28 protein-coding genes, 1 other RNA gene and 1 pseudogene are annotated in these 22,971 nt (G+C 61.7%); 13 read left to right on the top strand and 17 right to left on the bottom strand.

The window, feature by feature from the left end; genetic code table 11:
* Window positions 1–105 precede the first annotated feature (105 nt).
* Window positions 106–327, top strand: a complete 222-nt coding sequence (rpmE, locus tag NKH83_RS00975; RefSeq protein ID WP_006327661.1) for a 50S ribosomal protein L31 — start codon at window positions 106–108, stop codon at window positions 325–327.
* 266 nt (window positions 328–593) lie between these two features.
* Here the strand turns inward: rpmE and NKH83_RS00970 are convergent, their stop codons facing one another.
* Window positions 594–1,235 (bottom strand): TetR/AcrR family transcriptional regulator, encoded by a 642-nt coding sequence (locus NKH83_RS00970; protein ID WP_352649000.1) that lies wholly within the window; start codon window positions 1,233–1,235, stop codon window positions 594–596.
* A gap of 244 nt (window positions 1,236–1,479) precedes the next feature.
* On the opposite strand from NKH83_RS00970, the gene NKH83_RS00965 reads away from it, so the two are divergent.
* Both NKH83_RS00965 and NKH83_RS00960 read left to right on the top strand, forming a co-directional pair.
* Window positions 1,480–1,644: a hypothetical protein gene (locus NKH83_RS00965; RefSeq protein WP_352801657.1), complete on the top strand. Its 165-nt coding sequence runs from the start codon at window positions 1,480–1,482 to the stop codon at window positions 1,642–1,644.
* 1 nt (window position 1,645) lies between these two features.
* A complete protein-coding gene (locus tag NKH83_RS00960; RefSeq protein ID WP_352465680.1) occupies window positions 1,646–2,125 on the top strand; it encodes an anthrone oxygenase family protein in 480 nt (159 codons plus the stop codon).
* Between the two features lie 26 nt (window positions 2,126–2,151).
* Here the strand turns inward: NKH83_RS00960 and NKH83_RS00955 are convergent, their stop codons facing one another.
* From NKH83_RS00955 to NKH83_RS00945, 3 genes are all read right to left on the bottom strand, one after another.
* Window positions 2,152–2,463, bottom strand: a complete 312-nt coding sequence (locus tag NKH83_RS00955) for an Rdx family protein (RefSeq protein ID WP_352801655.1) — start codon at window positions 2,461–2,463, stop codon at window positions 2,152–2,154.
* The gene (locus tag NKH83_RS00950; RefSeq protein WP_023678028.1) at window positions 2,460–3,209 is read right to left on the bottom strand and encodes a YebC/PmpR family DNA-binding transcriptional regulator; all 750 of its coding nucleotides are present in this window, start codon (window positions 3,207–3,209) and stop codon (window positions 2,460–2,462) included. Before NKH83_RS00950 ends, NKH83_RS00955 begins: the two co-directional genes overlap by 4 nt.
* A gap of 233 nt (window positions 3,210–3,442) precedes the next feature.
* Entirely contained in the window at window positions 3,443–3,766 is a 324-nt protein-coding gene (locus NKH83_RS00945; protein ID WP_352479627.1) for an ArsR/SmtB family transcription factor, read from the bottom strand.
* Window positions 3,767–3,817: 51 nt separating this feature from the next.
* Here NKH83_RS00945 and NKH83_RS00940 point away from each other — a divergent pair, with 51 nt between their 5' ends.
* Genes NKH83_RS00940 through NKH83_RS00930 form a run of 3 tightly spaced genes read left to right on the top strand, consistent with a single transcriptional unit; the run spans window position 3,818 to window position 5,177 of the window.
* Window positions 3,818–4,300, top strand: a complete 483-nt coding sequence (locus NKH83_RS00940; RefSeq protein WP_254816435.1) for an SRPBCC domain-containing protein — start codon at window positions 3,818–3,820, stop codon at window positions 4,298–4,300.
* 17 nt (window positions 4,301–4,317) lie between these two features.
* Window positions 4,318–4,680, top strand: coding sequence for a VOC family protein (locus tag NKH83_RS00935; protein ID WP_352801653.1), 363 nt, complete (start codon window positions 4,318–4,320; stop codon window positions 4,678–4,680).
* A 29-nt stretch (window positions 4,681–4,709) separates the two neighbouring features.
* The gene (locus NKH83_RS00930; protein ID WP_352479625.1) at window positions 4,710–5,177 is read left to right on the top strand and encodes an SRPBCC family protein; all 468 of its coding nucleotides are present in this window, start codon (window positions 4,710–4,712) and stop codon (window positions 5,175–5,177) included.
* A 21-nt stretch (window positions 5,178–5,198) separates the two neighbouring features.
* Here the strand turns inward: NKH83_RS00930 and NKH83_RS00925 are convergent, their stop codons facing one another.
* The 4 genes from NKH83_RS00925 to ssrS form a co-directional block, all read right to left on the bottom strand.
* Window positions 5,199–5,963, bottom strand: coding sequence for a TerC family protein (locus tag NKH83_RS00925; protein WP_254816433.1), 765 nt, complete (start codon window positions 5,961–5,963; stop codon window positions 5,199–5,201).
* A 70-nt stretch (window positions 5,964–6,033) separates the two neighbouring features.
* Window positions 6,034–6,858, bottom strand: a complete 825-nt coding sequence (locus NKH83_RS00920) for a TIGR00282 family metallophosphoesterase (RefSeq protein WP_023678036.1) — start codon at window positions 6,856–6,858, stop codon at window positions 6,034–6,036.
* A gap of 80 nt (window positions 6,859–6,938) precedes the next feature.
* A complete protein-coding gene (locus NKH83_RS00915) occupies window positions 6,939–7,526 on the bottom strand; it encodes a 5-formyltetrahydrofolate cyclo-ligase (RefSeq protein WP_254816432.1) in 588 nt (195 codons plus the stop codon).
* A 137-nt stretch (window positions 7,527–7,663) separates the two neighbouring features.
* A non-coding RNA gene (gene ssrS, locus NKH83_RS00910) (6S RNA) lies at window positions 7,664–7,819 on the bottom strand.
* 175 nt (window positions 7,820–7,994) lie between these two features.
* On the opposite strand from ssrS, the gene NKH83_RS00905 reads away from it, so the two are divergent.
* From NKH83_RS00905 to msrB, 7 genes are all read left to right on the top strand, one after another.
* Window positions 7,995–8,834, top strand: coding sequence for an AAA family ATPase (locus tag NKH83_RS00905; RefSeq protein ID WP_352801650.1), 840 nt, complete (start codon window positions 7,995–7,997; stop codon window positions 8,832–8,834).
* 106 nt (window positions 8,835–8,940) lie between these two features.
* Complete coding sequence (locus tag NKH83_RS00900) at window positions 8,941–9,387, top strand: GNAT family N-acetyltransferase (RefSeq protein ID WP_352479624.1); 447 nt, start codon at window positions 8,941–8,943, stop codon at window positions 9,385–9,387.
* A 61-nt stretch (window positions 9,388–9,448) separates the two neighbouring features.
* Window positions 9,449–9,643 (top strand): type II toxin-antitoxin system HicA family toxin, encoded by a 195-nt coding sequence (locus tag NKH83_RS00895; RefSeq protein ID WP_352479623.1) that lies wholly within the window; start codon window positions 9,449–9,451, stop codon window positions 9,641–9,643.
* Window positions 9,644–9,652: 9 nt separating this feature from the next.
* Window positions 9,653–10,057 carry a type II toxin-antitoxin system HicB family antitoxin gene (locus NKH83_RS00890; protein WP_352801648.1) on the top strand — a complete coding sequence of 135 codons (405 nt, stop codon included), beginning with the start codon at window positions 9,653–9,655 and terminating at the stop codon, window positions 10,055–10,057.
* A gap of 9 nt (window positions 10,058–10,066) precedes the next feature.
* Window positions 10,067–11,257: a vWA domain-containing protein gene (locus NKH83_RS00885; protein WP_352801646.1), complete on the top strand. Its 1,191-nt coding sequence runs from the start codon at window positions 10,067–10,069 to the stop codon at window positions 11,255–11,257.
* Window positions 11,258–12,079 (top strand): MBL fold metallo-hydrolase, encoded by an 822-nt coding sequence (locus NKH83_RS00880; protein WP_352801644.1) that lies wholly within the window; start codon window positions 11,258–11,260, stop codon window positions 12,077–12,079.
* A gap of 109 nt (window positions 12,080–12,188) precedes the next feature.
* The gene (msrB, locus tag NKH83_RS00875; RefSeq protein ID WP_352489224.1) at window positions 12,189–12,593 is read left to right on the top strand and encodes a peptide-methionine (R)-S-oxide reductase MsrB; all 405 of its coding nucleotides are present in this window, start codon (window positions 12,189–12,191) and stop codon (window positions 12,591–12,593) included.
* Between the two features lie 3 nt (window positions 12,594–12,596).
* Here msrB and NKH83_RS00870 read toward each other — a convergent pair whose 3' ends face one another.
* From NKH83_RS00870 to livM, 9 genes and pseudogenes are all read right to left on the bottom strand, one after another.
* Window positions 12,597–12,911 carry a hypothetical protein gene (locus tag NKH83_RS00870; RefSeq protein ID WP_254816425.1) on the bottom strand — a complete coding sequence of 105 codons (315 nt, stop codon included), beginning with the start codon at window positions 12,909–12,911 and terminating at the stop codon, window positions 12,597–12,599.
* Between the two features lie 66 nt (window positions 12,912–12,977).
* Complete coding sequence (locus NKH83_RS00865; protein WP_254816424.1) at window positions 12,978–13,418, bottom strand: DUF4268 domain-containing protein; 441 nt, start codon at window positions 13,416–13,418, stop codon at window positions 12,978–12,980.
* 182 nt (window positions 13,419–13,600) lie between these two features.
* Complete coding sequence (locus NKH83_RS00860; protein WP_023719653.1) at window positions 13,601–13,861, bottom strand: DUF2312 domain-containing protein; 261 nt, start codon at window positions 13,859–13,861, stop codon at window positions 13,601–13,603.
* Between the two features lie 273 nt (window positions 13,862–14,134).
* Window positions 14,135–17,593 (bottom strand): pyruvate carboxylase, encoded by a 3,459-nt coding sequence (gene pyc / locus NKH83_RS00855; RefSeq protein ID WP_352801641.1) that lies wholly within the window; start codon window positions 17,591–17,593, stop codon window positions 14,135–14,137.
* Window positions 17,594–17,824: 231 nt separating this feature from the next.
* Window positions 17,825–18,955, bottom strand: coding sequence for a branched-chain amino acid ABC transporter substrate-binding protein (locus tag NKH83_RS00850; protein ID WP_254816422.1), 1,131 nt, complete (start codon window positions 18,953–18,955; stop codon window positions 17,825–17,827).
* A gap of 138 nt (window positions 18,956–19,093) precedes the next feature.
* Window positions 19,094–19,441, bottom strand: coding sequence for a DUF6867 family protein (locus tag NKH83_RS00845; protein WP_254816421.1), 348 nt, complete (start codon window positions 19,439–19,441; stop codon window positions 19,094–19,096).
* An 18-nt stretch (window positions 19,442–19,459) separates the two neighbouring features.
* A complete protein-coding gene (locus tag NKH83_RS00840) occupies window positions 19,460–20,188 on the bottom strand; it encodes an ABC transporter ATP-binding protein (RefSeq protein ID WP_254816420.1) in 729 nt (242 codons plus the stop codon).
* A gap of 8 nt (window positions 20,189–20,196) precedes the next feature.
* Window positions 20,197–21,339 (bottom strand): annotated as a pseudogene (locus NKH83_RS00835) (ABC transporter ATP-binding protein); the annotation flags it as partial.
* Window positions 21,339–22,967, bottom strand: coding sequence for a high-affinity branched-chain amino acid ABC transporter permease LivM (gene livM / locus NKH83_RS00830; protein ID WP_254816419.1), 1,629 nt, complete (start codon window positions 22,965–22,967; stop codon window positions 21,339–21,341). The pseudogene NKH83_RS00835 and the gene livM, both read right to left, overlap by 1 nt.
* Window positions 22,968–22,971 lie beyond the last annotated feature (4 nt).

The following is a 22,971-nucleotide window of genomic DNA, read 5'->3' as shown; positions in this document are numbered from 1 at the left end:
TTAGAAGCCGTGGCTCCTCAATAGCTGCGGCTTCGAGTTTTAAAAAGGGGCGCATCGACGCAGGCTTCAGCCCGTCGGCAGCATCCGGCAGCCAGGAACAGAACCATGAAGACCGACATTCATCCCGACTATCACACCATCAAGGTCGTCATGACCGACGGCACCGAATACATGACCCGTTCGACCTGGGGCAAGGAAGGCGATACGATGAACCTCGATATCGACCCGACCACTCATCCGGCCTGGACCGGCGGCCAGCAGACCCTGCTCGACCGCGGTGGCCGCCTGTCGAAGTTCAAGAAGCGTTTCGAAGGTTTCGGCCTCTAGGCACTAGCGTTTCGCTGATCGAGAAACCCGCCTTCGTGGCGGGTTTTTTGTTGATTGGGCCTCAGCGGCAATCATCTCAGGTTTGGTGTTGCCCCTCACCCTTACCCTCTCCCCGTGAAGAACGGGAAGCGGCGTCGCCGGCGCTGGAGTTTCCCCTCTCCCGTCACTAACGGGGAGAAGGTGCCGGCAAGCAGATGAGGGGCAGCGCCCCGCTTCCGCAGTTGAAGCGCCACCACCTAACGGCCTGTCCCTACGAGCACGGCGGCCTACCCGTCCACCAGCTCGCGGAGCGCCATTCGCTTGTAAGCGGCAACCAGCCTGTCGCCTTCTTCTCGCCCGACCGAGATCGCCAGCCGCATGGCCGCTTCGCCCATCTGCCAGATGAGAAACGCCGTCGCGTCCAGCGCCGCCGGATCGGCGTCAGGCCGCAGCCGCTTCAGCACTGCGGTGAGGAATTCGGCGTTGGCCCGGCTGTCGGCGAGCTCGAGGTCGCGCAGCGCCTTGTCGGCCTGCGTGCCCGACCAGATATCGCGCATCACCGGCTCCGCCAGGAACATTCCGTAGTAGGTATCCACCAGTTCCGAAAACGCCTTGCACAGGCCTTCGGCGTCATTGACCTCCGCCAGTGCCGTGGCAATGCAGGCCTGGCTTTCCGCGGTGTAGCGCTCGGCCAGCGCCCAGATGATCGCCCGCTTGTCCGGGAAGAACTGGTAGAGCGAGCCGATCGACACGCCTGCCCTCTCGGCTACCTCTCCCATGCGCATGGCGTCGCTGCCTTGCTCGGCGATCAGCGCCGAGGCGGCGGCCAGCATCCGCTCGACCCGCTCGCGGCTGCGCTGCTGGCTCGGTGCCCGGCGCGGCGATGCGATCTGGCCGTCCTGTGAATCCGATACGGCAGAGCCTTCCATCACTGTCTCCCGACGAACAATCAACAAATTGGCTTGACTCGCAAAATACGAGGATTTATCACGTTTCGCAAATGTGAGGATTACTCACATTTCAATTGAGGAAAATCGACATGAACCCTATTGTAGCGAAGCCAACTTTGATCCTCGGCGGCACCGGCAAGACCGGCCGTCGCCTTGCCGAGCGGTTGACGGCGCGGGGCCTGCCGGTACGGATAGGCTCGCGCTCGGGCACGCCACCCATGAGTTGCCGGCCGAGTTCGCGTGGCTGCTCAAAGAACTGTTCACCGAAGTCCTCGACGGCTGCAACGAGTCGCTGACAGACGGCATCGAGCGCGTGCTCGGCCGCGCCCCAAAGGACTTTTCCGCCTACGCAACCGAAACCGCCTCAACCGGCATCTGGAGCAACTGACATGATCATGAAACTGCTTCCCACCCTCACCTTCGTCGCTGCCATTGGCTCAGGCGTTGTCGGCGGCGTTTTCTTCGCCTTCTCCAACTTTATCATGCCGGCGCTCGCCCGCTTGCCTGCCGGAGGCGGCATCGCCGCCATGAATTCGATCAACATCACCGTGATTACGCCGGCATTCATGACCGCGCTTTTCGGCACCGGGCTGGTCTGTCTTGTCCTTGCCGCCGGCGCTCTTATCGGCTGGAGCCAACCGGGTGCATTCTGGCTCCTCGCCGGCGCCCTGATCTACCTCGTCGGCAACCCGATCGTGACGATGATGTTCAACGTGCCGCTCAACAACGCCCTGGCCGCCGTGGATCCGGCAAGCGCCAACGGCGCCGCGGTATGGGCCACTTATCTCCGGGACTGGGTGATGTGGAACCATGTCCGAACCATCACCGCCATCGTGGCGCTGGGCTGCTTCATCTTCGCATGGCGGTGAATGCAGGACGGAAGTGTAAAAGGCCTTCAGGCAGGGTCTTTTGACTTATCGCCCTTGCGGTCGGCATGGCCCAGATCGCGATCCGGATCGATGACGTCGCGAACCAGTTGCTTGAGCTTTGCGGCGTCGGGGAAACCGCCGTCCCGCTTGCGGTCCCAGACCAGCGTGTCATTGCAGGAAATGGTGAAGATGCCGCCGGTGCCGGGCACCAGCGTCACTTCGCCCAGATCGGTGCCGAAGGTCGACAGCAGCTCCTGCGCCATCCAGCCGGCCCTGAGCAGCCATTGGCACTGGGTGCAATAGGTGATGCGGACTGTGGGCAGCGCGTGTTGGATCATGCCGCGCTGAGCTTCGCCAAGGTCTCCTCGTCGACCTCGAAATTGGCGTAGACGCTCTGCACGTCGTCGTCGTCTTCGAGCGTCGCGACCAGCTTCATCAGCGATTGTGCACGCTCCTCGTCGACCGCGATATTGGTCTGCGGCTTCCAGATCGGCTTCACTGATTCAGCCTCGCCGAGTGCGCCTTCCAGCGCCTTCGACACTTCGCCGAGATTCTCGAAGGCGCAATAGATCGTGTGGCCTTCCTCGTCCGACTGGACATCGTCGGCGCCGGCCTCGATCGCTGCGTCCATCACCTTCTCGGCGCTGCCGGCCGATGCCGGATAGTAGATCTCGCCGACGCGGTCCCACATGAACGAAACCGAGCCGGTCTCGCCCATCGCCCCGCCGGCTTTGGTGAAGGCAGCGCGCACATTCGACGCCGAGCGGTTGCGGTTGTCGGTCAGCGCCTCGACGATCAGCGCGACGCCGCCTGGCCCGTAACCCTCGTAGCGAACGGCTTCGTAGGTCTCGGCGTCGCCCATCGACGCCTTGTTGATGGCGCGCTGGATGTTGTCCTTCGGCATCGACACCGCCTTGGCGTTCTGCACCGCAAGGCGCAGGCGCGGGTTCATCGATGGATCGGGCGTGCCGCTCTTGGCGGCGACGGTGATTTCGCGCGCCAGCTTGGAAAACATTTTCGATCGCACCGCATCCTGGCGGCCCTTGCGATGCATGATGTTCTTGAACTGTGAATGGCCAGCCATGGCACCCCTGTCGTTTCTCGGCTAGAGCATCTGCGGCCTGGTGAACCACCCGGCGCCTTGCAAAATGCTCGAATTCAAAACTTCAGAACGTCCTGCTGCGTCCGGGCGGACGTACGGCGCTCTCTGTCGGAATGGCCGGCTTATAGATAAATCGGCTCAATTCGTCCAGCCGCGCCATTGCGTCGGACACGCAAGGGGCTCAAGGCCCGAAAGTGGCAGGCTTCGGCAACCTTTCATCCCTCAAGATCGGATTTCAGCCGGTCGAGGATGCTGATCGCCTGCGTGGCATATTGACTGATCCAGCGGTCGTGGATGTGCTTGATCGGCAGCGCGTTGAGATGGTTCCAGCGTTCGCGCCCCTCGCGGCGCACCACGACCAGGTCGGCCTCCTCCAGCACCTTCAGATGCAGCATGACCGTGCAGCGGTCCATGTCTGGGAAGGCATCGCACAGCATGCCGGTGGTCTGCGGCGCATCCTTCAGCCGGTCCAGCAACGCACGCCGGCGCGGATGCGCCAGCGCCTTGAAAACATTGTCGTCCTGCGCCGTGCTTGACATGTTATGTTTTTATAACATAATGCCGTTGCATTCAAGGAAGGAGCTGTGGATATGTCTCTTGGATTCAGGGTTTCTGGCCGCATCGGCAAACCCGTCGCAGAAGTCTTCGATGCGGTCGTCAATCCGAAGAAGCTCAGCGGCTACTTCACCACGATCGGCGGCGCCAGCGCACCGCTGCTGGCGGGCGCCACCGTCATCTGGTGGGGCAAGGTTCCCGTGGAGGTCGACAAGGTGGAGAAAGACAGCCGCATCGTGCTGCGCTGGGATGCGACCGACGCCGACGGCGAGCCCGCCTACAAGACCCGCATCGAGATGAATTTCGAGCCGCTCGACGACGGCGGTACCTTCGTCACCATCGCCGAAACCGGCTGGCACGAGGACGCGGTCGGCCTGAAGAAATCCTACCTCAATTGCGAGGGCTGGTCGCAGATGCTGGCCTGCATGAAGGCCTATGTCGAATACGGCATCAATCTGCGCGACGGCTATTACCGCAGCGAGATGAAGGGCGAGCCGGCCAACGAGAACAACATCTGAGAGCAAATGGAGTAAGAATGACCGCGAAGATCACCGGCGGCATCAACATCGCGATGAAAGTCCCGCCGCATCAATACCAGGCAACGATCGCCTTCTATCGCGACGCCATCGGCCTGAAGCCATTCACGGCCAAACCGCCGGCCGTCGGCTTCGAACTCGGTCCCAATCGACTGTGGATCGACGAGGCGCCGATGATGAGCCAGGCCGAGATCTGGCTGGAACTGTTCACCGATGATTTTCCGGCCGCAGCGGAGCATCTCGCCAAGGCCGGTGTCGTGCGCTGCGACGCCATCGAGGCACTGGGTGAAGGCTTTCGCGGCGGCTGGATCACCAACCCGGCCGACATCATTCACCTGGTGCGCGAACCCGATGCCTGGTGAACAGGCGGCACCGTGGAAAGGAGGACGATATGGAAATCCGCGAAACACCGACCGCCGAAGCCGGCATGCTGATAAGGCGGCCGGTCGCCGACGTATTCGAAGCCTTCGTCGATCCGGCGATCACGACGAAGTTCTGGTTCACCCATGGCAGCGACAGGTTGGACAGCGGCAAGGAAATCCATTGGGAATGGCGCATGTATGGCGTCTCGACGACGGTCAATGTCCGTGAAATCGTCGAAAACAAGAAGATCTTGATGCAATGGAGCGATCCGCCGACCACGGTGGTGTGGACCTTTACCGAGATGCCGGGCGCCACGACCTTTGTCGAGGTCCGCAATTTCGGCTTTGCCGGCAGCCTCGATGAGCAGGTCAAGCAGGCGATCGATTCGACCGGCGGTTTTGCGCTGGTGCTCGCCGGCGCCAAGGCGTGGCTGGAGCAAGGCGTGATGCTAGGCCTGATCGGCGACCGCCATCCGAAAGGCGTGCCGGGGCATTAGGTCAGCCGCGGTGGGTCATCCTCAGTGCCCGCCGCCCTTTGCCTTCTTCCGCCGCCGCGCCAGCATGTTGAGCCCTTCGACCAGGGCCGAAAAACCCATGGCGGCGTAGATATAGCCTTTCGGCACATGATAACCCATGCCGTCGGCGATCAGGGTCATGCCGATCATCAGCAGGAAGCCCAGCGCTAGCATGACGATGCTGGGGTTCTTGGCGATGAAATCGGCCAGCGGCCCGGCCGCCAGCATCATCACGCTCACCGCCACGATCACCGCGATGTACATGATCGCGATTTCGTCGGTCATGCCGACGGCGGTGATGATCGAGTCGATCGAAAAGACGAGGTCGAGCAGCAATATCTGGAAAATCGCGCCGGCCAGCGAAAGCTGCAGCGTCTCGCCCATCATGGTGTCCTGGTGATCATCGAGATCGACCGTGTGGTGGATCTCCTTGGTCGCCTTCCAGACGAGAAACAGGCCGCCGGCGATCAGGATCAGGTCGCGCCATGAAAACCCGTGGCCGAAGGCGGTGAATATAGGCGTCGTCAGTTGGACGATGATCGAGATGGTGGCCAGCAGGATCAGCCGCATCACCAGCGCGGCGGAGATGCCGAGCCGCCGGGCGCGGGCTCGCTGCGCTACCGGCAATTTGTTGGTCAGGATCGAGATGAAGATCAGATTGTCGATGCCGAGCACGACCTCCAGCACGATCAGCGTCAGCAGCGCGACCCACGCAGTCGGGTCGGAGACAAAGGCGAAATGCGGCGCCAGGAATTCGACTAGCTGCATGGAGGTCGTCCCCTCTACGATCTAGAGCAGTTTCGCCGGCAATTGGGTATTGCAAGCGTCTATATCAATGTCACGACCAGAAGGATGGAGCCGTTTCCTCGAGCCGCGGGCCGCGGCGAAACGGCGCGATCCGTTCGGTCAGGCCGCTACGGTCGGAAATGTCGACGCCGACACCGCACAATGTCGCAGGTCCCGTCGACGCCTCGAAGCGTCCCTTCGGCACTTTGGACAAGAACCGGTTGAGCGGCTCCTCCTTGTCCATGCCGAGCGAGGAATCGTAATCGCCGCACATGCCGGCATCGGAAATATAACCGGTGCCGCCATTGAGAATCTGGTGATCGCCGGTCGGCTGATGGGTGTGGGTGCCGACAACAAGACTGGCACGGCCGTCGACGAAATGAGCGAAGCACATTTTTTCCGAGGTCGCCTCGGCATGGAAATCGATGACGATTGCATCGGCCTGCTCGCCAAGCGGACAAGCGGCAAGTTCGCGCTCGCCGGCCTGGAACGGATCGTCTAGCTCGGGATGCATGAACACCCGACCCATGATGTTGGCGACCAGCACGCGCGCGCCGTTCCTGGCGATATAGACGCCTGAGCCGCGCCCCGGCGTACCCTTGGGGAAATTGGACGGACGCAGGAAGCGTTCTTCGCGCGGCGCGAAAATCAGCGCATCGCGCTGGTCCCAGACATGGTTGCCGGTGGTGACGACATCGGCGCCGGCCGAGATCGTCTCGCGAAAAATCTCCTCGGTGATGCCGAAGCCTCCGGCGGCGTTCTCGCCATTGACGATGACGAAGTCGAGTTTGAAATCCGAGATCAGGCCGGGCAGTTGTTCCCACACCGCCGTACGTCCTGTCTTGCCGACCATGTCGCCGAGGAAGAGAAGTCTCATATAAGCGCGATCCCGAACCGAAGGTCAGCGAAGCAAAAGCTGCATGACTTTCGGAAAAGACCATGCGTCCAGGAACTTATCTACAATTTCGGCGCGAACCGGCGCAACCCGCTCTCGGTGAGTATTTCGGGAATGATCACGTCATGCGGCTCGTCCGGCACCAGGGCCACCTCCTGGCAGTCGAAGGCAATGCCGATCAGCCGCGGCTGCTGGCCCTTGTCGGCCAGCCGCCCGATCGCCCGATCGTAATAGCCTGCGCCGTACCCGATTCGGTGCCCGCGCGCATCGAAGGCGGCAAGCGGCACCAGCATAAGCTGCGGATCGAGCACCTCGGCTTCCTCATGCGGCCCGACTGTGCCGAAACCCATGTCGATCATCGGCGCGCCGCGCACCAGTTCGCGAAAAACGATGGTGGTCTTGTCGAGGATGGCCGGTAGGCAGAGCCTTGCGCCCTTCTCGCGCAGGGCAAACATCAGCGGCCGGACGTCGACTTCCGAGCGCATCGGCCAGAAACCGGAGACGATCTGGCCCGGCTCGACCGTGATCCGGTCGCGCGCCGTCTCGGCCATTTCGAGTGCTGCCTCCACACGCCAGAAAGGATCGAGCGCATCGCGGCGCCCGAGGGCTTGGTTGCGGAGATTTTTTTTCAGGTCTTTTGGGGATGCCATGCGCCGACGGTAGAAAAGGTCAGATTTGGATGGAGTGTTACGAGCGACGTTTTGGAGGAGCGGGGCGAACTTGTCGTTCGTGAGCACCGCACAAAGCGGCGCGACGACAAGATCCGCCAGATGGCCTTTTCGATAGGTGACGATCCACACAACCGGTGGAGAGAGCGATCCCGGGAACCTACAAAGTAGGTGGGCGCCGTATGAGAAAACCCACGGGTCTTCCCAGGGACAGCTCCCTAGGGATCATTAAGGCCCCGGGGAAAATGTTCTCCTGCCGGGAAGCGCAGACCGTCATCCCCAATATAGGCTGACGCCAGACCAAGCGCCAGAGAGGCGACATGTTTCGAGGCGTAATTCGACGCAGAACCCCTCGGCGAGGGCCGCGCCGGTAGATCCCCGCTTCGCCAGCGACGCCTTGCACAGCGAAGGCCGCGTCCTTAGGGTCGCGCGATGAACTCGGGAGCAAAAATGCGTTTCGAAGGCACGGCGGCCTATGTTGCCGACAAGGATCTGATGGTGGCGGTCAACGCGGCGATCGCGCTTGAGCGGCCATTGCTGGTCAAGGGCGAGCCCGGCACCGGCAAGACCGAACTTGCCCGTCAGGTGGCGGCAGCGCTCGGCCTGGATTTGATCGAATGGCACGTCAAATCGACCACCCGGGCGCAGCAGGGCCTCTATGAATATGATGCCGTCTCGCGGCTGCGCGACAGTCAGCTCGGCGACGAGCGCTTCAACGACATCCGCAATTACATCAAGCGCGGCAAGCTGTGGGACGCCTTCGCCGCCGGCAAGAAGGTGGTGCTTCTGATCGACGAGATCGACAAGGCCGATATCGAATTCCCCAACGATCTGTTGCAGGAACTGGATAGGATGGAGTTCTTTGTCTACGAGACCGGCCAGACCATCCGCGCCACCGTCCGGCCGATCGTCATCATCACCTCCAACAACGAAAAAGAGCTGCCGGACGCCTTCCTGCGCCGCTGCTTCTTCCACTACATCCGCTTTCCCGACGTCGAGACGCTGCACAAAATTGTCGACGTGCACTATCCCGGCATCAAGCAGAACCTGGTGCGCGCCGCACTCACGCAATTCTATGAAATCCGCGATGTGCCGGGCCTCAAGAAGAAGCCGTCGACCTCCGAGGCACTCGACTGGATCCGCCTGCTGGTTGCCGACGACATCGCGCCCGAGGATCTGCGCGCCGACGCGAAGAACGCGCTGCCCAAGCTGCACGGCGCCTTGTTGAAGAACGAACAGGACGTGCATCTGTTCGAGCGCCTGGCCTTCATGGCGAGACGGCAAGGGTGAGGGGCGGTCGACGAAAGCCGCCGGACAGCGCTTTCCCGTCGCTGGACCGTTGCCGCCAGCGAGGCGTGAAGGCAGCTTCGTGTTGCCGAGTTCAGAGGGAAATGAAATGACCGAGATCACCGTCCGCCCGCTTGCGCAATCCGACCATGCCGACTGGCGGCGTCTGTGGACCGCCTATCTCACCTTCTACGAAACCAAGCTGCCGGAAGACGTTTACGCCGTCACCTGGAAGCGGCTGTTCACGGCGGGCGAGTTCGAGCCAAAGGGTTTTGTCGCCACCCTCGACGGCAAGGCCGTCGGCCTGACGCACTATCTCTACCATCGCTCCTGCTGGTCGCAGATAAATAACTGTTATCTGCAGGACCTGTTCGCCGACCCCGATGTGCGCGGCAAGGGCGTCGGCGCCGCCCTGATCGAAGCGGTCAAGCAGGAAGCCGGCAAGATCGGCGTCAAGAACGTCTACTGGATGACGCACGAAACCAACACCACCGCACGCAAGCTCTACGACCACGTGGCGCGCAGGACCGGCTTTATCGAATATGATCTGCTCTGATGAAGCCAACGATTGAAATAATCACCTGTGCGCAATATATTGCGCACGATCAGGGGCGACAGTGCCGCGGATCGAGACCAACACGCGCAAGATTGTCACGAGGCTTTTACGTGACGGCTGGGTGAACGTAGGCGGCGGCAAACACGAGAAGTACGAGCATCCGGAAAGGCCGGAGATCATGATTATCGTGCCGCGGCATCGCGAACAATCTCTGGGTGTTGCGCGGTCGATCGCCCGGCTTGCTGGATGGATTTAAGGACGAATCATGACGCACTATGTCGGAATTCTTGACGGCGCAGATGAAGTCTGGGGAGTGCGGGTGCCTGATCTTCCCGGATGTCACGGCGGTGGCGCAAGTCCCGAAGAGGCGATAGCCGATGCGACTTCTGCCGTTCGCGAATGGGCAGAGACACGAATGGCGAAGAACTTGCCCTTGCCCGCCGCGCGCACTGTGGCAGATCTGCTCCGACTGGGCGAAGTCGACAGCGCTGCCGGTGAATCCGCCGTGATGATCCCTGTGCTGATCGATTCCGGACGGCCTGTCCGGGCCAATCTGTCGCTCGACGCAGGTCTTTTGGCGGCAATCGACGAAGAAGCGCGTCGGCGTGGTCTGACGCGTTCCGCCTTTATCGCCAGCGCCGCACGGGAGAAGATCGAGGGACACAGATAAAATCGGACCATGTTCATCCCCTTCTTCCTCGAACTGAAGGCAGCGCGGGTTCCGGTCTCGCTCCGCGAATATCTGTCGCTGCTGGAGGGGTTGGAAGCCGGGCTGGTCGACTATGACGTCGAGGGCTTTTACTACCTCGCCCGCGCCGCGCTGGTGAAGGACGAGCGCCACATCGACCGCTTCGACCAGGTCTTTTCGCACATCTTCAAAGGTGTCGAGACGCTGGCTGGCGAAAACGTGGTCGACGTCGAAAACATCCCGGAGGAATGGCTGCGGAGGCTCGCTGAAAAGCACCTGTCGGACGAGGAGAAAAAACTGGTCGTGGCGCTGGGTGGCTTCGAAAAGCTGATGGAGACGCTGAAGAAACGACTGGAGGAGCAAAAGGGCCGGCATCAGGGCGGTTCGAAATGGATCGGCACCGGCGGCACCTCGCCCTTCGGCGCCTATGGCTACAATCCCGAAGGCGTGCGCATCGGCCAGCATGAAAGTCGCAACCGCCGTGCGGCAAAAGTCTGGGACAGGCGCGAGTTCAGGAATTTCGATGACGCCGTCGAACTCGGCACCCGCAACATCAAGGTCGCGCTGAAGCGCTTGCGCCGCTGGGTGCGCGAAGGCGCCGAAGAGGAATTCGACCTGCCTGGCACCATCCACGCCACCGCCGAGCACGGTTATCTTGACGTCAAGACACAACCCGAACGTCGCAATGCCGTGAAGCTGCTGATGTTCTTCGATGTCGGCGGCTCGATGGACGACCATATCAGGAGTGTCGAGGAGCTGTTTTCGGCCGCCCGCGCCGAATTCCGCCAGCTCGAATATTTCTACTTCCACAACTGCCTCTACGAAGGCGTGTGGAAGGATAATCGCCGCCGCCATGCCGAGGTGATTCCGACCTTCGACCTCCTCCATAAATATGGCCCCGACTACAAGGTGATCGTCGTCGGCGACGCCTCGATGAGCCCCTATGAGATCGCCCATCCCGGCGGCTCGGTCGAGCATTGGAACAAGGAGGCCGGCGCCGTCTGGCTCGGCAGGCTGCTGCAGCAATGGCCGAACGCCATTTGGCTCAATCCGGAAGACGCGAAGAACTGGGGCTATACCCATTCCATTGCCATGATCCGCGATATCTTTGGCGGCCGCATGTTTCCGCTGACGCTCGCCGGCCTCGAAGCCGCGACGAAGCAACTTTCAAGGAAGCACTGAATGGATCCACGCAAAACAGGACGGTCGACCTGTTTCCTTTGCCTGCAATGCGGTGTCCAGTTCGCGGCGACGGCGACGCCGCCGCAACATTGCCCGATCTGCGAAGACGAGCGGCAATATGTGCGCTGGGAGGGCCAGGCCTGGATCACGCCGGAAGAGCTCGCAGGCGGGCATCGGGTCGTGATCAAGGATGATGCCGGCGTGCTCGCCTTCGGCATAGAGCCGCGCTTCGCCATCGGCCAGCGGGCGTTGCTGGCGCAAACGCCGCACGGCAATGTGCTGTGGGACTGCATCTCGATGGTCAGCGACGAGGCGGTGGCCGAGATCAACCGCCGGGGCGGCCTGGCCGCCATCGCCATTTCGCATTGCCATTATTATTCGGCAATGGTCGAGTGGAGCGAGGCGTTTGGCGGCGTGCCGATTTATCTGCACGCCGATGATCGTCAGTGGATCATGCGGCCGCATCCGGCAATCATCAGTTGGGAAGGCGAAACGCGCGCCATCAACCCGTCGCTGACGCTCATCCGCTGCGGCGGCCACTTTGCCGGTGGCCAGGTGCTGCACTGGAAGCGCGACGGCGGCAATGCCATGCTGGCCGGCGACATCCTGCAGGTGACGCCTACGCGCCGTCATGTCAGCTTTATGTACAGCTATCCGAACTATATCCCGCTCAACGCGACGAAAGTGCTCGGCATCAAGGCCGCGCTGGAGCTTTTCACGTTCGACCATATCTACGGCGCATGGTGGAACCAGAATGTCATCGGAGACGCAAAGGCGGCATTTTCAGCATCGGTTGCGCGCTATCTCGCGGCCATCGCCTGAGGAATTCGTCGCAGCAGGATAGGAAGTACGAGCAAACGCCGTAACAAATGCCTATTTCAGGCGAAGTTGGGAAGGCAACCCAAATAGCGACATAAGCTAAGAGGAAAAAATGGACAGCCACACCTACCCCGTTACCCGCACCGATGCCGAATGGCGCGCCCGGCTGACGCCCGAGCAATATGCGGTGATGCGCAACCACGGCACCGAGCGGCCGGGAAGCTGCGCCCTGCTGCACGAGAAGCGCGCCGGCACCTTCTCCTGCGTCGGCTGCGACCAGCCCTTGTTTGAATCCAAGCTGAAATTCGAGAGCGGCACCGGCTGGCCGAGCTTCAATGATCCCGTGCCGGGCTCGGTCGAGACCACCGTCGACCGCAGCTACGGCATGGTCCGTACCGAGTGCCATTGCGCCCGCTGCGGCAGCCATCTCGGCCATGTCTTCGACGACGGCCCGCCGCCGACCGGCCTGCGCTATTGCATCAACGGCGTGGCGCTCAAATTCGAGCCGGCCGCCTGACCGTCAGGCCACAACCACCAGGATCAGCCACAACGTGGCGCCAAGCGTCATCAGCGAGGCCTTGGCACCACTCGATTTTCCGGCAGTTCGCCAAACGGCAAAGGTCAGGAAGATATTATAGGGCACCGGCGCGAAATGCACCGCCAGGACTAGCGCAAGCGGCAGCTTCAGCCCTAGCAGAATGAGCGCCGCCACCGACAACGCGACGTTGATCGCTGTGCCGACAACGACCATGTCGCGCCAGAACAGCCGATCGAGCGGCACGCCGCCCAGCCAGCGTGAGCGGAAGAAGGCGGCAACGCGCGACATGATCGTCATCGATCGACCGGCTCCCTCGCTCTGCTCACCAGAGCGGTTCTAAGGATTGCGTCTGGAAATCCTGCTTTATTCCTGACCCAGAACTTCGGCAATCGCGCGCTCGAAACGTGAGGCTTCCGTCACCAGCCAGTCGGTCATCGCCGGCCAATTGTCTTCGGCAAAACAATTCACCCGCCACATCGAATTGATGCCGAGGCCGTCGCAACTTTGTTCTGGCCTGAGCTTCAGCCTGTCTTCGATGGCCGGCTGAAACGGCTTCAACCGCGACCAGGCTTGCGTGGCACCGAGCTTCTCGTTGCGGCCGAAGAAGACGCCGACATGATTGTGCGCAGGCGCGACATACATGGAAATGACCAATGCGAAGTCGGGCAGCCCACGCTGCCAGAACCACGGTCCGCGCCTCGCCAGCAGAGCCCTTTCATCCGGATGCCGTTCCGCGAACAGCGTCCAGAAGCTGCGTTGGCGGAATTCAGAGGCGCGGCGGGCGCCAAAATCGAATTCGCTCATCGTTCGATGCTCGCTCCAGCATCAGGCCGAGACTGTTGCCGAGACTGTTTCGAAATTCGCTCTGGCGAGTCGTATGGTGGTGGTTTCGAGAACCGGAGCGCAGCGGACTTTTAGGTCCGTGAACATCGGAAGCGCCGAAAACACCATCGGATTGCCGCCGGAGTAGAATTTCCAGACAGTCTCTACACCATTCCAAGCGCGGCCTTGTAGAGGTCGAGAATGGATTCCTCTTCCTGCCGCTCGGCCTGGTCCTTCTTGCGCAGCCGGATGATCGACCGCATCGCCTTGGTGTCGAAGCCGGTGCCCTTGGCCTCTGCAAACACTTCCTTGATGTCGTCGGCAATCGTCTTCTTCTCTTCCTCGAGCCGCTCGATGCGTTCGATGAAGGCGCGCAGCTGGCCGGCGGCAACAGTCTGGCTGGTCTCGGTGATGTCGTCGGCCATATTCTTCTCTCCGCGTCGTTTCTCGCCGCGACTCGGGGTAACCCGAGCGGCGAATTGCAGCGGTTCGATGCCCGACCGGGCGCGGCGGGTCAAGGTGCTATCGATGCGGCATGAAGGGGTTGGGCACGCCTTAAGGTGTGTTGAGATTCAGGTCAGGCCGAGCCGAAAACGATGGCTGCCGAGAACCGGAGCGGAGCGTACCTGAGTGCGTGAGCACCGGAAGCGCAGGAAGCCGGCGTTTACAGGCCGGCATCACCTGAAACTCAACACACCTTACCCGAATGCGATCAGCAGATCCTTTGCATCGATCTGGTCGCCGGCCTTGACCAGCACCTCGGCTATGGTGCCGTCGCGTTCGGCATGCAACGCCGTTTCCATTTTCATCGCTTCGATCGACAGCAGCACGTCACCGGCCTTTACCGCCTGGCCGGCAGCGACCGCAAGCGCCGAGACGACGCCCGGCATCGGCGCGCCGACATGCGCCTCATTGCCCGGCTCCGCCTTGCGCCGTACCTTGGCAGCGGAGGCGCCATGCGCCCGGTCCGGCACCTTCACCCGGCGCGGCTGCCCGTTGAGTTCGAAGAACACGGTGACCATGCCCTTTTCGTCGACATCGCCCATGGCAAGGCAGCGCACCACCAGCGTTTTGCCTTTTTCGATATCGACGAAAATCTCGTCTTCCGGCTTCATGCCGTAGAAATAGGTCGGCGTTGGCAGCACGCTGACCGGCCCGTAGGTCTCCTGCGCGGCGGCAAAATCGGAAAACACCTTCGGATACATCAGCCACGACGCGAACTCGAACTCACTGAGCTTGCGCTCGAGTTTTTCCTCGACCTCCGTGCGACTGGCCTTGAGGTCCGCCGGTTTGAGCAGCGAACCTGGCCGCACCGTGATCGGCTTTTCGCTCTTCAGCACCTTCTTCTGCAATGACTTTGGCCAGCCGCCCGGTGACTGGCCGAGATCGCCGCGCAACATCGACACCACCGAATCCGGGAAGGCGATGTCCCGCGCCGGATTCTCGACATCGGCGACGGTCAGGTCCTGGCTGACCATCATCAGCGCCATGTCGCCGACGACCTTGGACGACGGCGTCACCTTGACGATGTCGCCGAACATCAGATTGACGTCGTGATAGGTCTGCGCCACTTCATGCCAGCGTGTCTCCAGCCCGAGCGAGCGCGCCTGTTCCTTGAGGTTGGTGAACTGACCGCCCGGCATTTCGTGCAGATAGACCTCCGATGCCGGCCCCTTCAGGTCGCTTTCGAAGGCTGCATATTGGTTGCGCACCGCCTCCCAGTAGAACGAGATGTGCCTGATCCATTGCGGGTCGAGACCCGGGTCGCGCTCGGTGCCTTTCAGCGCCTCGACGATCGAACCCAGGCATGGCTGCGAGGTGTTGCCCGATAGCGAATCCATCGCCGCGTCGATGGCGTCGACGCCGCTCTCCACCGCCGCCAGCACGGTTGCCGCCGACAGGCCGGATGTATCGTGGGTGTGGAAGTGGATCGGCAGGTCCGTCGCCTCGCGCAGCGCCTTGAACAGCACGCGGGCCGCCGCCGGTTTCAAAAGCCCGGCCATATCCTTGACGGCGATGATATGGGCGCCCGCCGCGTGCAATTCCCTGGCCAGGCCGACATAGTATTTCAGATCGTATTTGGCCCGCGCCGGATCGAGTATGTCGCCGGTATAACAGATCGCCGCTTCGATCAGCTTGCCCTCGGCGCCGACCGCATCCATGGCGACGCGCATGTTCTCGACCCAGTTCAGGCAGTCGAAGACGCGAAACAGGTCGATGCCGCCGGCAGCGGCCTGGCGGACGAAATGCTGGACGACGTTGTCGGGATAGTTGGTATAGCCAACGCCATTGGCGCCGCGCAGAAGCATCTGCAGAAGAAGGTTGGGTGCCGCCTCGCGCACTTTGCTCAGCCGCTCCCATGGGTCCTCGGTGAGAAAGCGCATGGCGACGTCGAATGTGGCGCCGCCCCAGCATTCGAGCGACAAAAGCTGCGGCAGAGCACGCGCATAGGTGCCGGCAATTCCGGCGATGTCATAGGTGCGCACACGCGTCGCGAGCAAGGATTGGTGCCCGTCGCGCATTGTCGTGTCGGTGACCAGCACCTCTTTTTGCTCGCGCATCCACGCAGCGAATTTCTCCGGCCCGAGCACGTCGAACTTCTGCTTGCTGCCTTGAGGCACATTGCCGTTGAGATATGGCACCACCGGCGGCGCCGCATCGGCCTTTGGCTGCGGCCGGCCGCGCGTCTCGGGATGGCCATTGACCGAAACATCGGCAAGATAGTTGAGCAGCTTGGTCGCGCGGTCCTGCCGTTTCACGCTGGCGAACAGTTCCGGCGTCGTGTCGATGAACTTGGTGGTGTAGGAATTGTCGGCGAAGCTCGGGTGATTGATGATCGCCTCGAGGAAGGTGAGATTGGTCGCCACGCCGCGGATGCGGAATTCGCGCAGGGCCCGGTTCATGCGGGCGATGGTCTCGGCCGGCGTCGGTGCCCACGCCGTTACCTTTTCCAGCAGCGGATCGTAGAAGCGGGTGATCACCGCGCCCGAATAGGCGGTGCCCCCATCAAGGCGGATGCCGAAGCCGGTGGCACCGCGATAGGCGGTGATGCGGCCATAATCGGGGATGAAATTATGTTCGGGATCTTCCGTGGTGATGCGGCACTGCAGGGCGTGACCGTTGAGCCTGATGTCCTTTTGCGCCGGCACGCCCGATTCCGCCGTGCCGATGGCAAAGCCGTCGAGAATATGGATCTGCGCCTTGACGATGTCGATGCCGGTCACCTGTTCGGTGACGGTGTGCTCGACCTGGATGCGCGGATTGACCTCGATGAAATAGAATTTTCCGGTGTCGGCATCCTGCAGGAACTCGACCGTGCCGGCGCCGATATAGCCGGTTTGGCGCGCAATTCTCAGCGCGTAGCCGCAAAGCTCTTCGCGTTGTGACATTTCGAGATACGGCGCCGGCGCCCGCTCGACGACCTTCTGGTTGCGGCGCTGGATCGAACAATCGCGCTCGAACAGGTGCACGGCGTTGCCTTGGCGGTCGCCCAGCACCTGCACCTCGACATGGCGGGCGCGCTCGATCAGCTTCTCGAGATAGACCTCGTCCTTGCCGAAAGCCGCCTTCGCCTCACGCTTGCCCTCCATGACCTCGCGGGCGAGATCGGCCTCGGAGCGGATGGCGCGCATGCCGCGGCCGCCGCCGCCCCAGGATGCCTTGAGCATCACCGGGTAGCCGATCGTCCTGGCGAGTTCCCTTACCGCCGCCATGTCGTCCGGCAAGGGATCGGTAGCGGGAATTACCGGCACGCCGACTTCGATCGCGAGATTGCGCGCGGCGACCTTGTTGCCCAGCCTGCGCATCGTGTCGGGCTTTGGCCCGATGAAGATGATGCCGGCCTTGGCGCAGGCCTCGGCGAATTCCGGGCTCTCCGAGAGCAGCCCGTAACCCGGATGGATGGCGTCGGCGCCCGAAAGCCTGGCGACGCGGATAACCTCCTCGATCGACAGATAGCTTTCGATCGGCCCCATATCCCTGGCCAGATGCGGCCCGCGCCCGACCTGGTAACTTTCGTCGGCCTTGAAGCGATGCAGGGAGTATTTGTCCTCCTCTGCCCAGATCGCCACGGTTTTAAGGCCGAGCTCATTGGCCGCGCGGAAGACGCGGATGGCTATTTCGGAGCGGTTGGCGACAAGGATCTTCGAGATTGCCAAGGACAGGGCTCCGGACGCCGGGAAGGGAACTGCCGGACATGATTAGCGCGAAAATGCTGCAGTGCAAACAAAATCGAAAAGAGCATTAAACCGATTTAGTTTGATCTATCGCGTTGACGCATTGCGTGTCGATCCGGACAACGCCTGGGCAGTTCCGATCCAGGCTTTCGGGAACTCTCATAAAAAATGCCCGGCGCGAGGCGCCGGGCATTCTCATGTAGCAACGTCCGGTTATTTGCCGGGTTCGTTCTCGACATAGGTGTACTTGCCGTCGTCACCCTTCTTCCAGGTGTACATGACGTAGTCCGGACGGGTGATATCGCCCTTTGCGTCGTAGCCGATCTCGCCGATCGCAGTCTTCCAGGGGCCGGCCGACTTGATGGTCTCGGCTACCTTCTGAGCGTCATCGGCTGAGCCGGTCTTGGTGATGGCGGCCGCGATGATTTCCATCGCTGCGTAGGAGTAGAGCGTATAAGCCTCAGGCTCGAAGCCGGCCGCACGGAACTTCTCGACGAGTTCCTTGGCGTTCGGATTCTTGCGCGGATCCGGAGCGAACGTCATCAGCGTGCCCTCGACGGCGTCGCCGGCGATCGAGGCCAATTCGTTCGAGACGATGCCGTCGCCGGACATGAAGGTTGCCTTGAGGCCCTGGTCGGCGAGCTGGCGTATGATCAGGCCGGCTTCGGTGTGCAGGCCACCATAGTAGACGACCGAGACGCCCGCATCCTTCATCTTGGCGATGAGGGCCGAGAAATCCTTGTCGCCGACATTGATGCCTTCATACATGGCCTCAGTCACGCCGTTGGCTGCGAGCGCCTTCTTGGTTTCGTCGGCGAGGCCCTGGCCATAAGGCGTCTTGTCATGGATGACAGCGATCTTGGCATCCTTGAAGTTCGCGGCGAGATAGTCGCCAGCGACCTTGCCCTGCTGATCGTCGCGTCCGCAGGTGCGGAAGGTGTTCCACATGCCACGTTCGGTGAACTTCGGATTGGTCGCGGCCGGCGTGATCTCGAGGATGCCGTTCTCGGCGTAGACTTCCGATGCCGGGATGGAGACGCCGGAGTTGAAGTGGCCATCGACGTACTTGACGCCGTCGGCGACGAACTTGTTGGCGACCGAGATGCCTTGCTTGGGATCGGAGACGTCGTCGCCGACTTCAAGCTTGAGCTGCTGGCCAAGAACGCCGCCCGCCGCATTGATATCGGCGACCGCCTGTTCGGCACCCTTCTGAAGCTGGGCACCGAACGCTGCGTTCGGACCGGTGATCGGACCGGCAACGCCGATCAGGATGTCAGCCCACGCGTTGCCGCTGAACGCGACAAGCGCGGTCAGTGCGACGGCGGACAAAAGTGACTTTTTCATTGAAACGCTCCCATTTACCGAGTGGGCGTGGATGTTGCTTTCATGCGATGCCCACTCTTGCTCGCAGAAAGAGTACTTTGCCGATTTTCAGGCACTTGTCACGCCGATTCATCCCTGAAACGCCGTTAATGATAAATGTCAACCTTTCGGTTTCCAGCTCAAAAGAGAGGCTCTTTCGTAAAGCCAATTATACTGCGTTACCATCTGGTTCGTGCGCGTGTATTGGTAGCCAATGAAGCCCAATATCATCAGCACGATGGTATCGACCACATAGTAATGCAGCGAAAACATCGTTCCGCCGAACAGCGCATGATGGATGAATCTTACGCCGATGCCGAGCCCCAGCATATAGGCGAATAGCTGGGCGAAGCTGCGCCATGTCTGGGCACACGCCTTGCCCGTCATCCAGGCCGCCCAGCCGCCGAGCAGGCAGGTGACGAAAAAGAACTGCCAAATCGAGGGTTCCTCATAAAGAATGCCCTGCATGATGAAGACTCCTGAAACTCAGTGATGGCCGCCCTCGAGATAGGCGGCGCGCACTTCCGGATTGGCGAGCAGTTCCTTGCCGGTGCCGCTCATCGTCACATTGCCGTTGACCATGACATAGCCGCGCGTGGCGAGCTTCAGTGCGCCGAAGGCGTTCTGCTCGACCAGGAACACGGTCAGTCCCTGCGTGCGGTTCAGCTCGCGAATGGCGTCGAATATCTGCTTGACGATCAGCGGCGCCAGGCCTAGCGACGGCTCATCCAGCAAGAGCAGCTTCGGCCTTGCCATCAGCGCGCGGCCGATCGACAGCATCTGCTGCTCGCCGCCCGAAAGCGTGCCGCCACGTTGGCCGACGCGTTCCTTGAGCCGCGGGAACAGCGTGAAGACCCTTTCGACGTCCTCGTCGTAATGCTTGAGACCGTCGAGGCTGGCGCCCATCTGCAGGTTTTCCATCACCGTCATGCGCGGAAAGATGCGCCGGCCCTCCGGCGACTGCGCGATACGCATGCGCGCGATCTCGTGGGTTGGCATCTGGGTGATATCGGTGCCGGCGAAGGTGATGGTGCCGGCACGAGCGCGCGGAGCACCGAAGATGGTCATCATCAGTGTCGATTTGCCGGCGCCGTTGGCGCCGATCAGCGCCACGATCTCGCCCTGTTTGACGGTGACGTCGACGCCGTTCAGCGCCCTGATGTTGCCGTAGTAGGTCTGGACGCCCTTGATATCGAGCAGCGTTGTGCCGGCCATTATTTCCGCCCCCCACGCCGATTAGAGGTGCCGGGAGTTTTCGACTTCGCCGGAGCCTTGCCCGGCTTTGCCGTGGAAGATTTCGCGGCCGATTTGGTTTTGGCCGGCGATCCGGACTTTGCAGCAGCAGCGCTCGACCTTGCATCGATCTGCCCGGCCTTCGAAGCGCCCTTTGACACTGTGACGCGTTCGCCCTCGCTATGGCCGACGGTATCGGCCACCGGTCCGGCGAGATAGGAAGACGATGTGCCCGGTCCATGCGCGGCATCCGGACCCGTATCCAGTTGCTCGATGACGTCCTCGTCGCCGACTTCGGTCAGTACCGTCTCGACGTCCTCGTCTTCGACGCCGAGATAGGCGGCAATGACGCGCGGGTCGGTTCGTACCGATTGCGGGTTGCCGTCGGAGATCTTGCGCCCGTATTCGAGGACGACGACATGGTCTGAAATCTGCATGACCACCGCCATGTCGTGCTCGATCAAAAGGATCGAGGTGCCGGTGTTGTCCTTGATGTCCATCAGCAGCGCATTGAGCGCCGCCGATTCCTTCGGATTAAGGCCGGCGGCCGGCTCGTCTAGGCACAGAAGCTCAGGGCCGGTGCACATGGCGCGAGCAATTTCGAGCCGTCGCTGCGCGCCATATGGCAGATCGCCGGCAGGATCGTCGGCGCGGTCGACGAGATCGGCCTTCTCCAGCCAGTGCTCGGCGAGTTCAACCGATTCCGCCGAAGCCTGTCTGTATCCGCTATAACCGAACAGGCCGAGAACGGTATAGCCGGACGCCTTCATCAGTTTGTTGTGCTGGGCCACCAGCAGGTTCTCCAGCAGCGTCATGCCCGAGAACAGGCGGATGTTCTGGAAGGTGCGCGCCACTTTGGCCCGCGCCGGGATCTCATGGTTCGGCAGGCGTTCGAGCAGGAAGGTCGAGCCGTCGCGCCGGTTGAGCGTGATCATGCCTTCCGACGGCTTGTAGAAACCGGTGATGCAATTGAACACGGTGGTCTTGCCGGCGCCGTTGGGGCCGATCAGCGCGGTGATCTCGCCACGTTTGGCCTGGAATGACAAATCGCCGATGGCGATGAGACCGCCGAACTTCATCGACAGATGCTCGACCTGCAGGATGGCATCGTTCACGGAGGGGCTCGCGTTCATCAGCCGTGTCCCTCCTTGGTGAAGGACCCGGACACCGCCCTGCGCACCTTGAGGAAGGCTGTCGGCTCGCGGCTGCCGACGAAGCCACGCGGCTTCCACAGCATGACGATGACCATGGCCATGCCGAACAACAGCATGCGATAAAGCTCCGGCGTGAAGTCGGGGCCGAACCCGGGTATGACCTTGATGTTGCCCCAACTCAGGCCGGTCTTGAGGAAATCCAGTTCGCGCAGGATTTCGGTGCCGCCGATCATCACCATGGCGGCGACGGCAATGCCGACCAGCGAGCCCATGCCACCAAGCACGACGATGGCAAGGATGATCGCCGATTCCAGGAAGACGAAGGATTCCGGGCTGACGAAGCCTTGCCGCGCCGCGAAGAACGAGCCGGCGAAGCCGCCGAACATCGCACCCGTGGCAAAGGCCGTGAGCTTGGTGGTGGTGGTGTTGATGCCGAGCGAGCGGCAGGCGATCTCGTCCTCGCGCAGCGCTTCCCAGGCGCGGCCGACCGGCAGGCGCCTGAGCCTCACCGTGACGAAGGCGGTCAGCAGGCAGAGTCCAAGGATCAGGTAGTAGAGGAAGATCTTGTAGTAGGCACCGGACTGCGCGATGCCGAGCACCTTGGAGATGTAGTTCGGGTCGGAGACGTTGAACGACATCAGGCCGAAGAACGAGACCTTCGGGATGCCGGAAATCCCGGCCGAGCCGTTGGTCACTTCGCGCCAGTTGATGATCACCAGCCTTATGATCTCGCCGAAAGCGAGCGTCACGATCGCCAGATAGTCACCGCGCAGGCGCAACACAGGGAAGCCCAGCATCACGCCCCAGAATGCAGCCATCAGGCCGGCGGCGGGCAGCAGGATCCAGAAGGAAAGGCCGTAATGCGTGCCGAGCAGCGCATAGGCATAGGCACCGACGGCGTAGAAGGCGACATAGCCTAGGTCCAGCAGGCCGGCCAAGCCAATAACAATATTCAACCCCCAGGCCAGCATCACGTAGATCAGGATCTGGATGCCGAAATTGTCGACATACTTCAGCGAACCCTGGAAACCGGCCGCCATGGACCCGGCATATAGCGCCAGCACCAACACCACGATAATCGGGTAGAGCGCCAGTGCGGTTATGCCCAATGCCGAGAAATGAGAATGAATGAAGGCCCGGAACCGATATATCAGCCAGGCTAGCGCATAGATGATTGCAAGTGCCCGCAGGAACCGCACAAAATCGGAAAGTTCCGGCCCTAAAGCCTCGGTCAGGAAGCCGCTGAGCGCGAGCAGAATAACGGCGACGGCGAGCGCCACGATGAACGCGGGAAGGCGGAAGAATCGCGAAGCCAGGCTGACCGGCAGCAGGCCGGTAGCGACGTCGACGATCTTCTGGTTCGCCAGGAAGGGCTGGCCATAGGCGACATAAAGGAAGCGTCCGGCCATGGTGGCGATCACGACGCCGGCGAGCAAGCCCCAGCGCTGCACCAGGATCAGTTCGTTGGAGATGTTCTGGTCGGTCTTCAGGCCGATGAAGAGCACGAACAGGCCAAGCGAGATGGCGCCGGCATAGAGCGCTTCGCGAAAAGCGCGCTGGACCGGGGTGGCGACGACGGTGCTTTCCGGAGACACGGTAACCGCCATGATC

The organism is Mesorhizobium sp. M0909 (assembly GCF_040319515.1).
Classification (GTDB): domain Bacteria; phylum Pseudomonadota; class Alphaproteobacteria; order Rhizobiales; family Rhizobiaceae; genus Mesorhizobium.
Note: the sequence above shows the minus strand (reverse complement) of the source record. Positions and strands in the feature narration are given on the sequence as shown.

Bases quoted from the DNA above. Each gene is read 5' to 3' on its own strand.
- rpmE (WP_006327661.1), top strand. From the start codon at position 106: ATGAAGACCGACATTCATCCCGACTATCACACCATCAAGGTCGTCATG.
- NKH83_RS00970 (WP_352649000.1), bottom strand. From the start codon at position 1,235: ATGGAAGGCTCTGCCGTATCGGATTCACAGGACGGCCAGATCGCATCG.
- NKH83_RS00960 (WP_352465680.1), top strand. From the start codon at position 1,646: ATGATCATGAAACTGCTTCCCACCCTCACCTTCGTCGCTGCCATTGGC.
- NKH83_RS00955 (WP_352801655.1), bottom strand. From the start codon at position 2,463: ATGATCCAACACGCGCTGCCCACAGTCCGCATCACCTATTGCACCCAG.
- NKH83_RS00950 (WP_023678028.1), bottom strand. From the start codon at position 3,209: ATGGCTGGCCATTCACAGTTCAAGAACATCATGCATCGCAAGGGCCGC.
- NKH83_RS00945 (WP_352479627.1), bottom strand. From the start codon at position 3,766: ATGTCAAGCACGGCGCAGGACGACAATGTTTTCAAGGCGCTGGCGCAT.
- NKH83_RS00940 (WP_254816435.1), top strand. From the start codon at position 3,818: ATGTCTCTTGGATTCAGGGTTTCTGGCCGCATCGGCAAACCCGTCGCA.
- NKH83_RS00935 (WP_352801653.1), top strand. From the start codon at position 4,318: ATGACCGCGAAGATCACCGGCGGCATCAACATCGCGATGAAAGTCCCG.
- NKH83_RS00930 (WP_352479625.1), top strand. From the start codon at position 4,710: ATGGAAATCCGCGAAACACCGACCGCCGAAGCCGGCATGCTGATAAGG.
- NKH83_RS00925 (WP_254816433.1), bottom strand. From the start codon at position 5,963: ATGCAGCTAGTCGAATTCCTGGCGCCGCATTTCGCCTTTGTCTCCGAC.
- NKH83_RS00920 (WP_023678036.1), bottom strand. From the start codon at position 6,858: ATGAGACTTCTCTTCCTCGGCGACATGGTCGGCAAGACAGGACGTACG.
- NKH83_RS00915 (WP_254816432.1), bottom strand. From the start codon at position 7,526: ATGGCATCCCCAAAAGACCTGAAAAAAAATCTCCGCAACCAAGCCCTC.
- NKH83_RS00905 (WP_352801650.1), top strand. From the start codon at position 7,995: ATGCGTTTCGAAGGCACGGCGGCCTATGTTGCCGACAAGGATCTGATG.
- NKH83_RS00900 (WP_352479624.1), top strand. From the start codon at position 8,941: ATGACCGAGATCACCGTCCGCCCGCTTGCGCAATCCGACCATGCCGAC.
- NKH83_RS00890 (WP_352801648.1), top strand. From the start codon at position 9,653: ATGACGCACTATGTCGGAATTCTTGACGGCGCAGATGAAGTCTGGGGA.
- NKH83_RS00885 (WP_352801646.1), top strand. From the start codon at position 10,067: ATGTTCATCCCCTTCTTCCTCGAACTGAAGGCAGCGCGGGTTCCGGTC.
- NKH83_RS00880 (WP_352801644.1), top strand. From the start codon at position 11,258: ATGGATCCACGCAAAACAGGACGGTCGACCTGTTTCCTTTGCCTGCAA.
- msrB (WP_352489224.1), top strand. From the start codon at position 12,189: ATGGACAGCCACACCTACCCCGTTACCCGCACCGATGCCGAATGGCGC.
- NKH83_RS00870 (WP_254816425.1), bottom strand. From the start codon at position 12,911: ATGACGATCATGTCGCGCGTTGCCGCCTTCTTCCGCTCACGCTGGCTG.
- NKH83_RS00865 (WP_254816424.1), bottom strand. From the start codon at position 13,418: ATGAGCGAATTCGATTTTGGCGCCCGCCGCGCCTCTGAATTCCGCCAA.
- NKH83_RS00860 (WP_023719653.1), bottom strand. From the start codon at position 13,861: ATGGCCGACGACATCACCGAGACCAGCCAGACTGTTGCCGCCGGCCAG.
- NKH83_RS00850 (WP_254816422.1), bottom strand. From the start codon at position 18,955: ATGAAAAAGTCACTTTTGTCCGCCGTCGCACTGACCGCGCTTGTCGCG.
- NKH83_RS00845 (WP_254816421.1), bottom strand. From the start codon at position 19,441: ATGCAGGGCATTCTTTATGAGGAACCCTCGATTTGGCAGTTCTTTTTC.
- NKH83_RS00840 (WP_254816420.1), bottom strand. From the start codon at position 20,188: ATGGCCGGCACAACGCTGCTCGATATCAAGGGCGTCCAGACCTACTAC.
- livM (WP_254816419.1), bottom strand. From the start codon at position 22,967: ATGGCGGTTACCGTGTCTCCGGAAAGCACCGTCGTCGCCACCCCGGTC.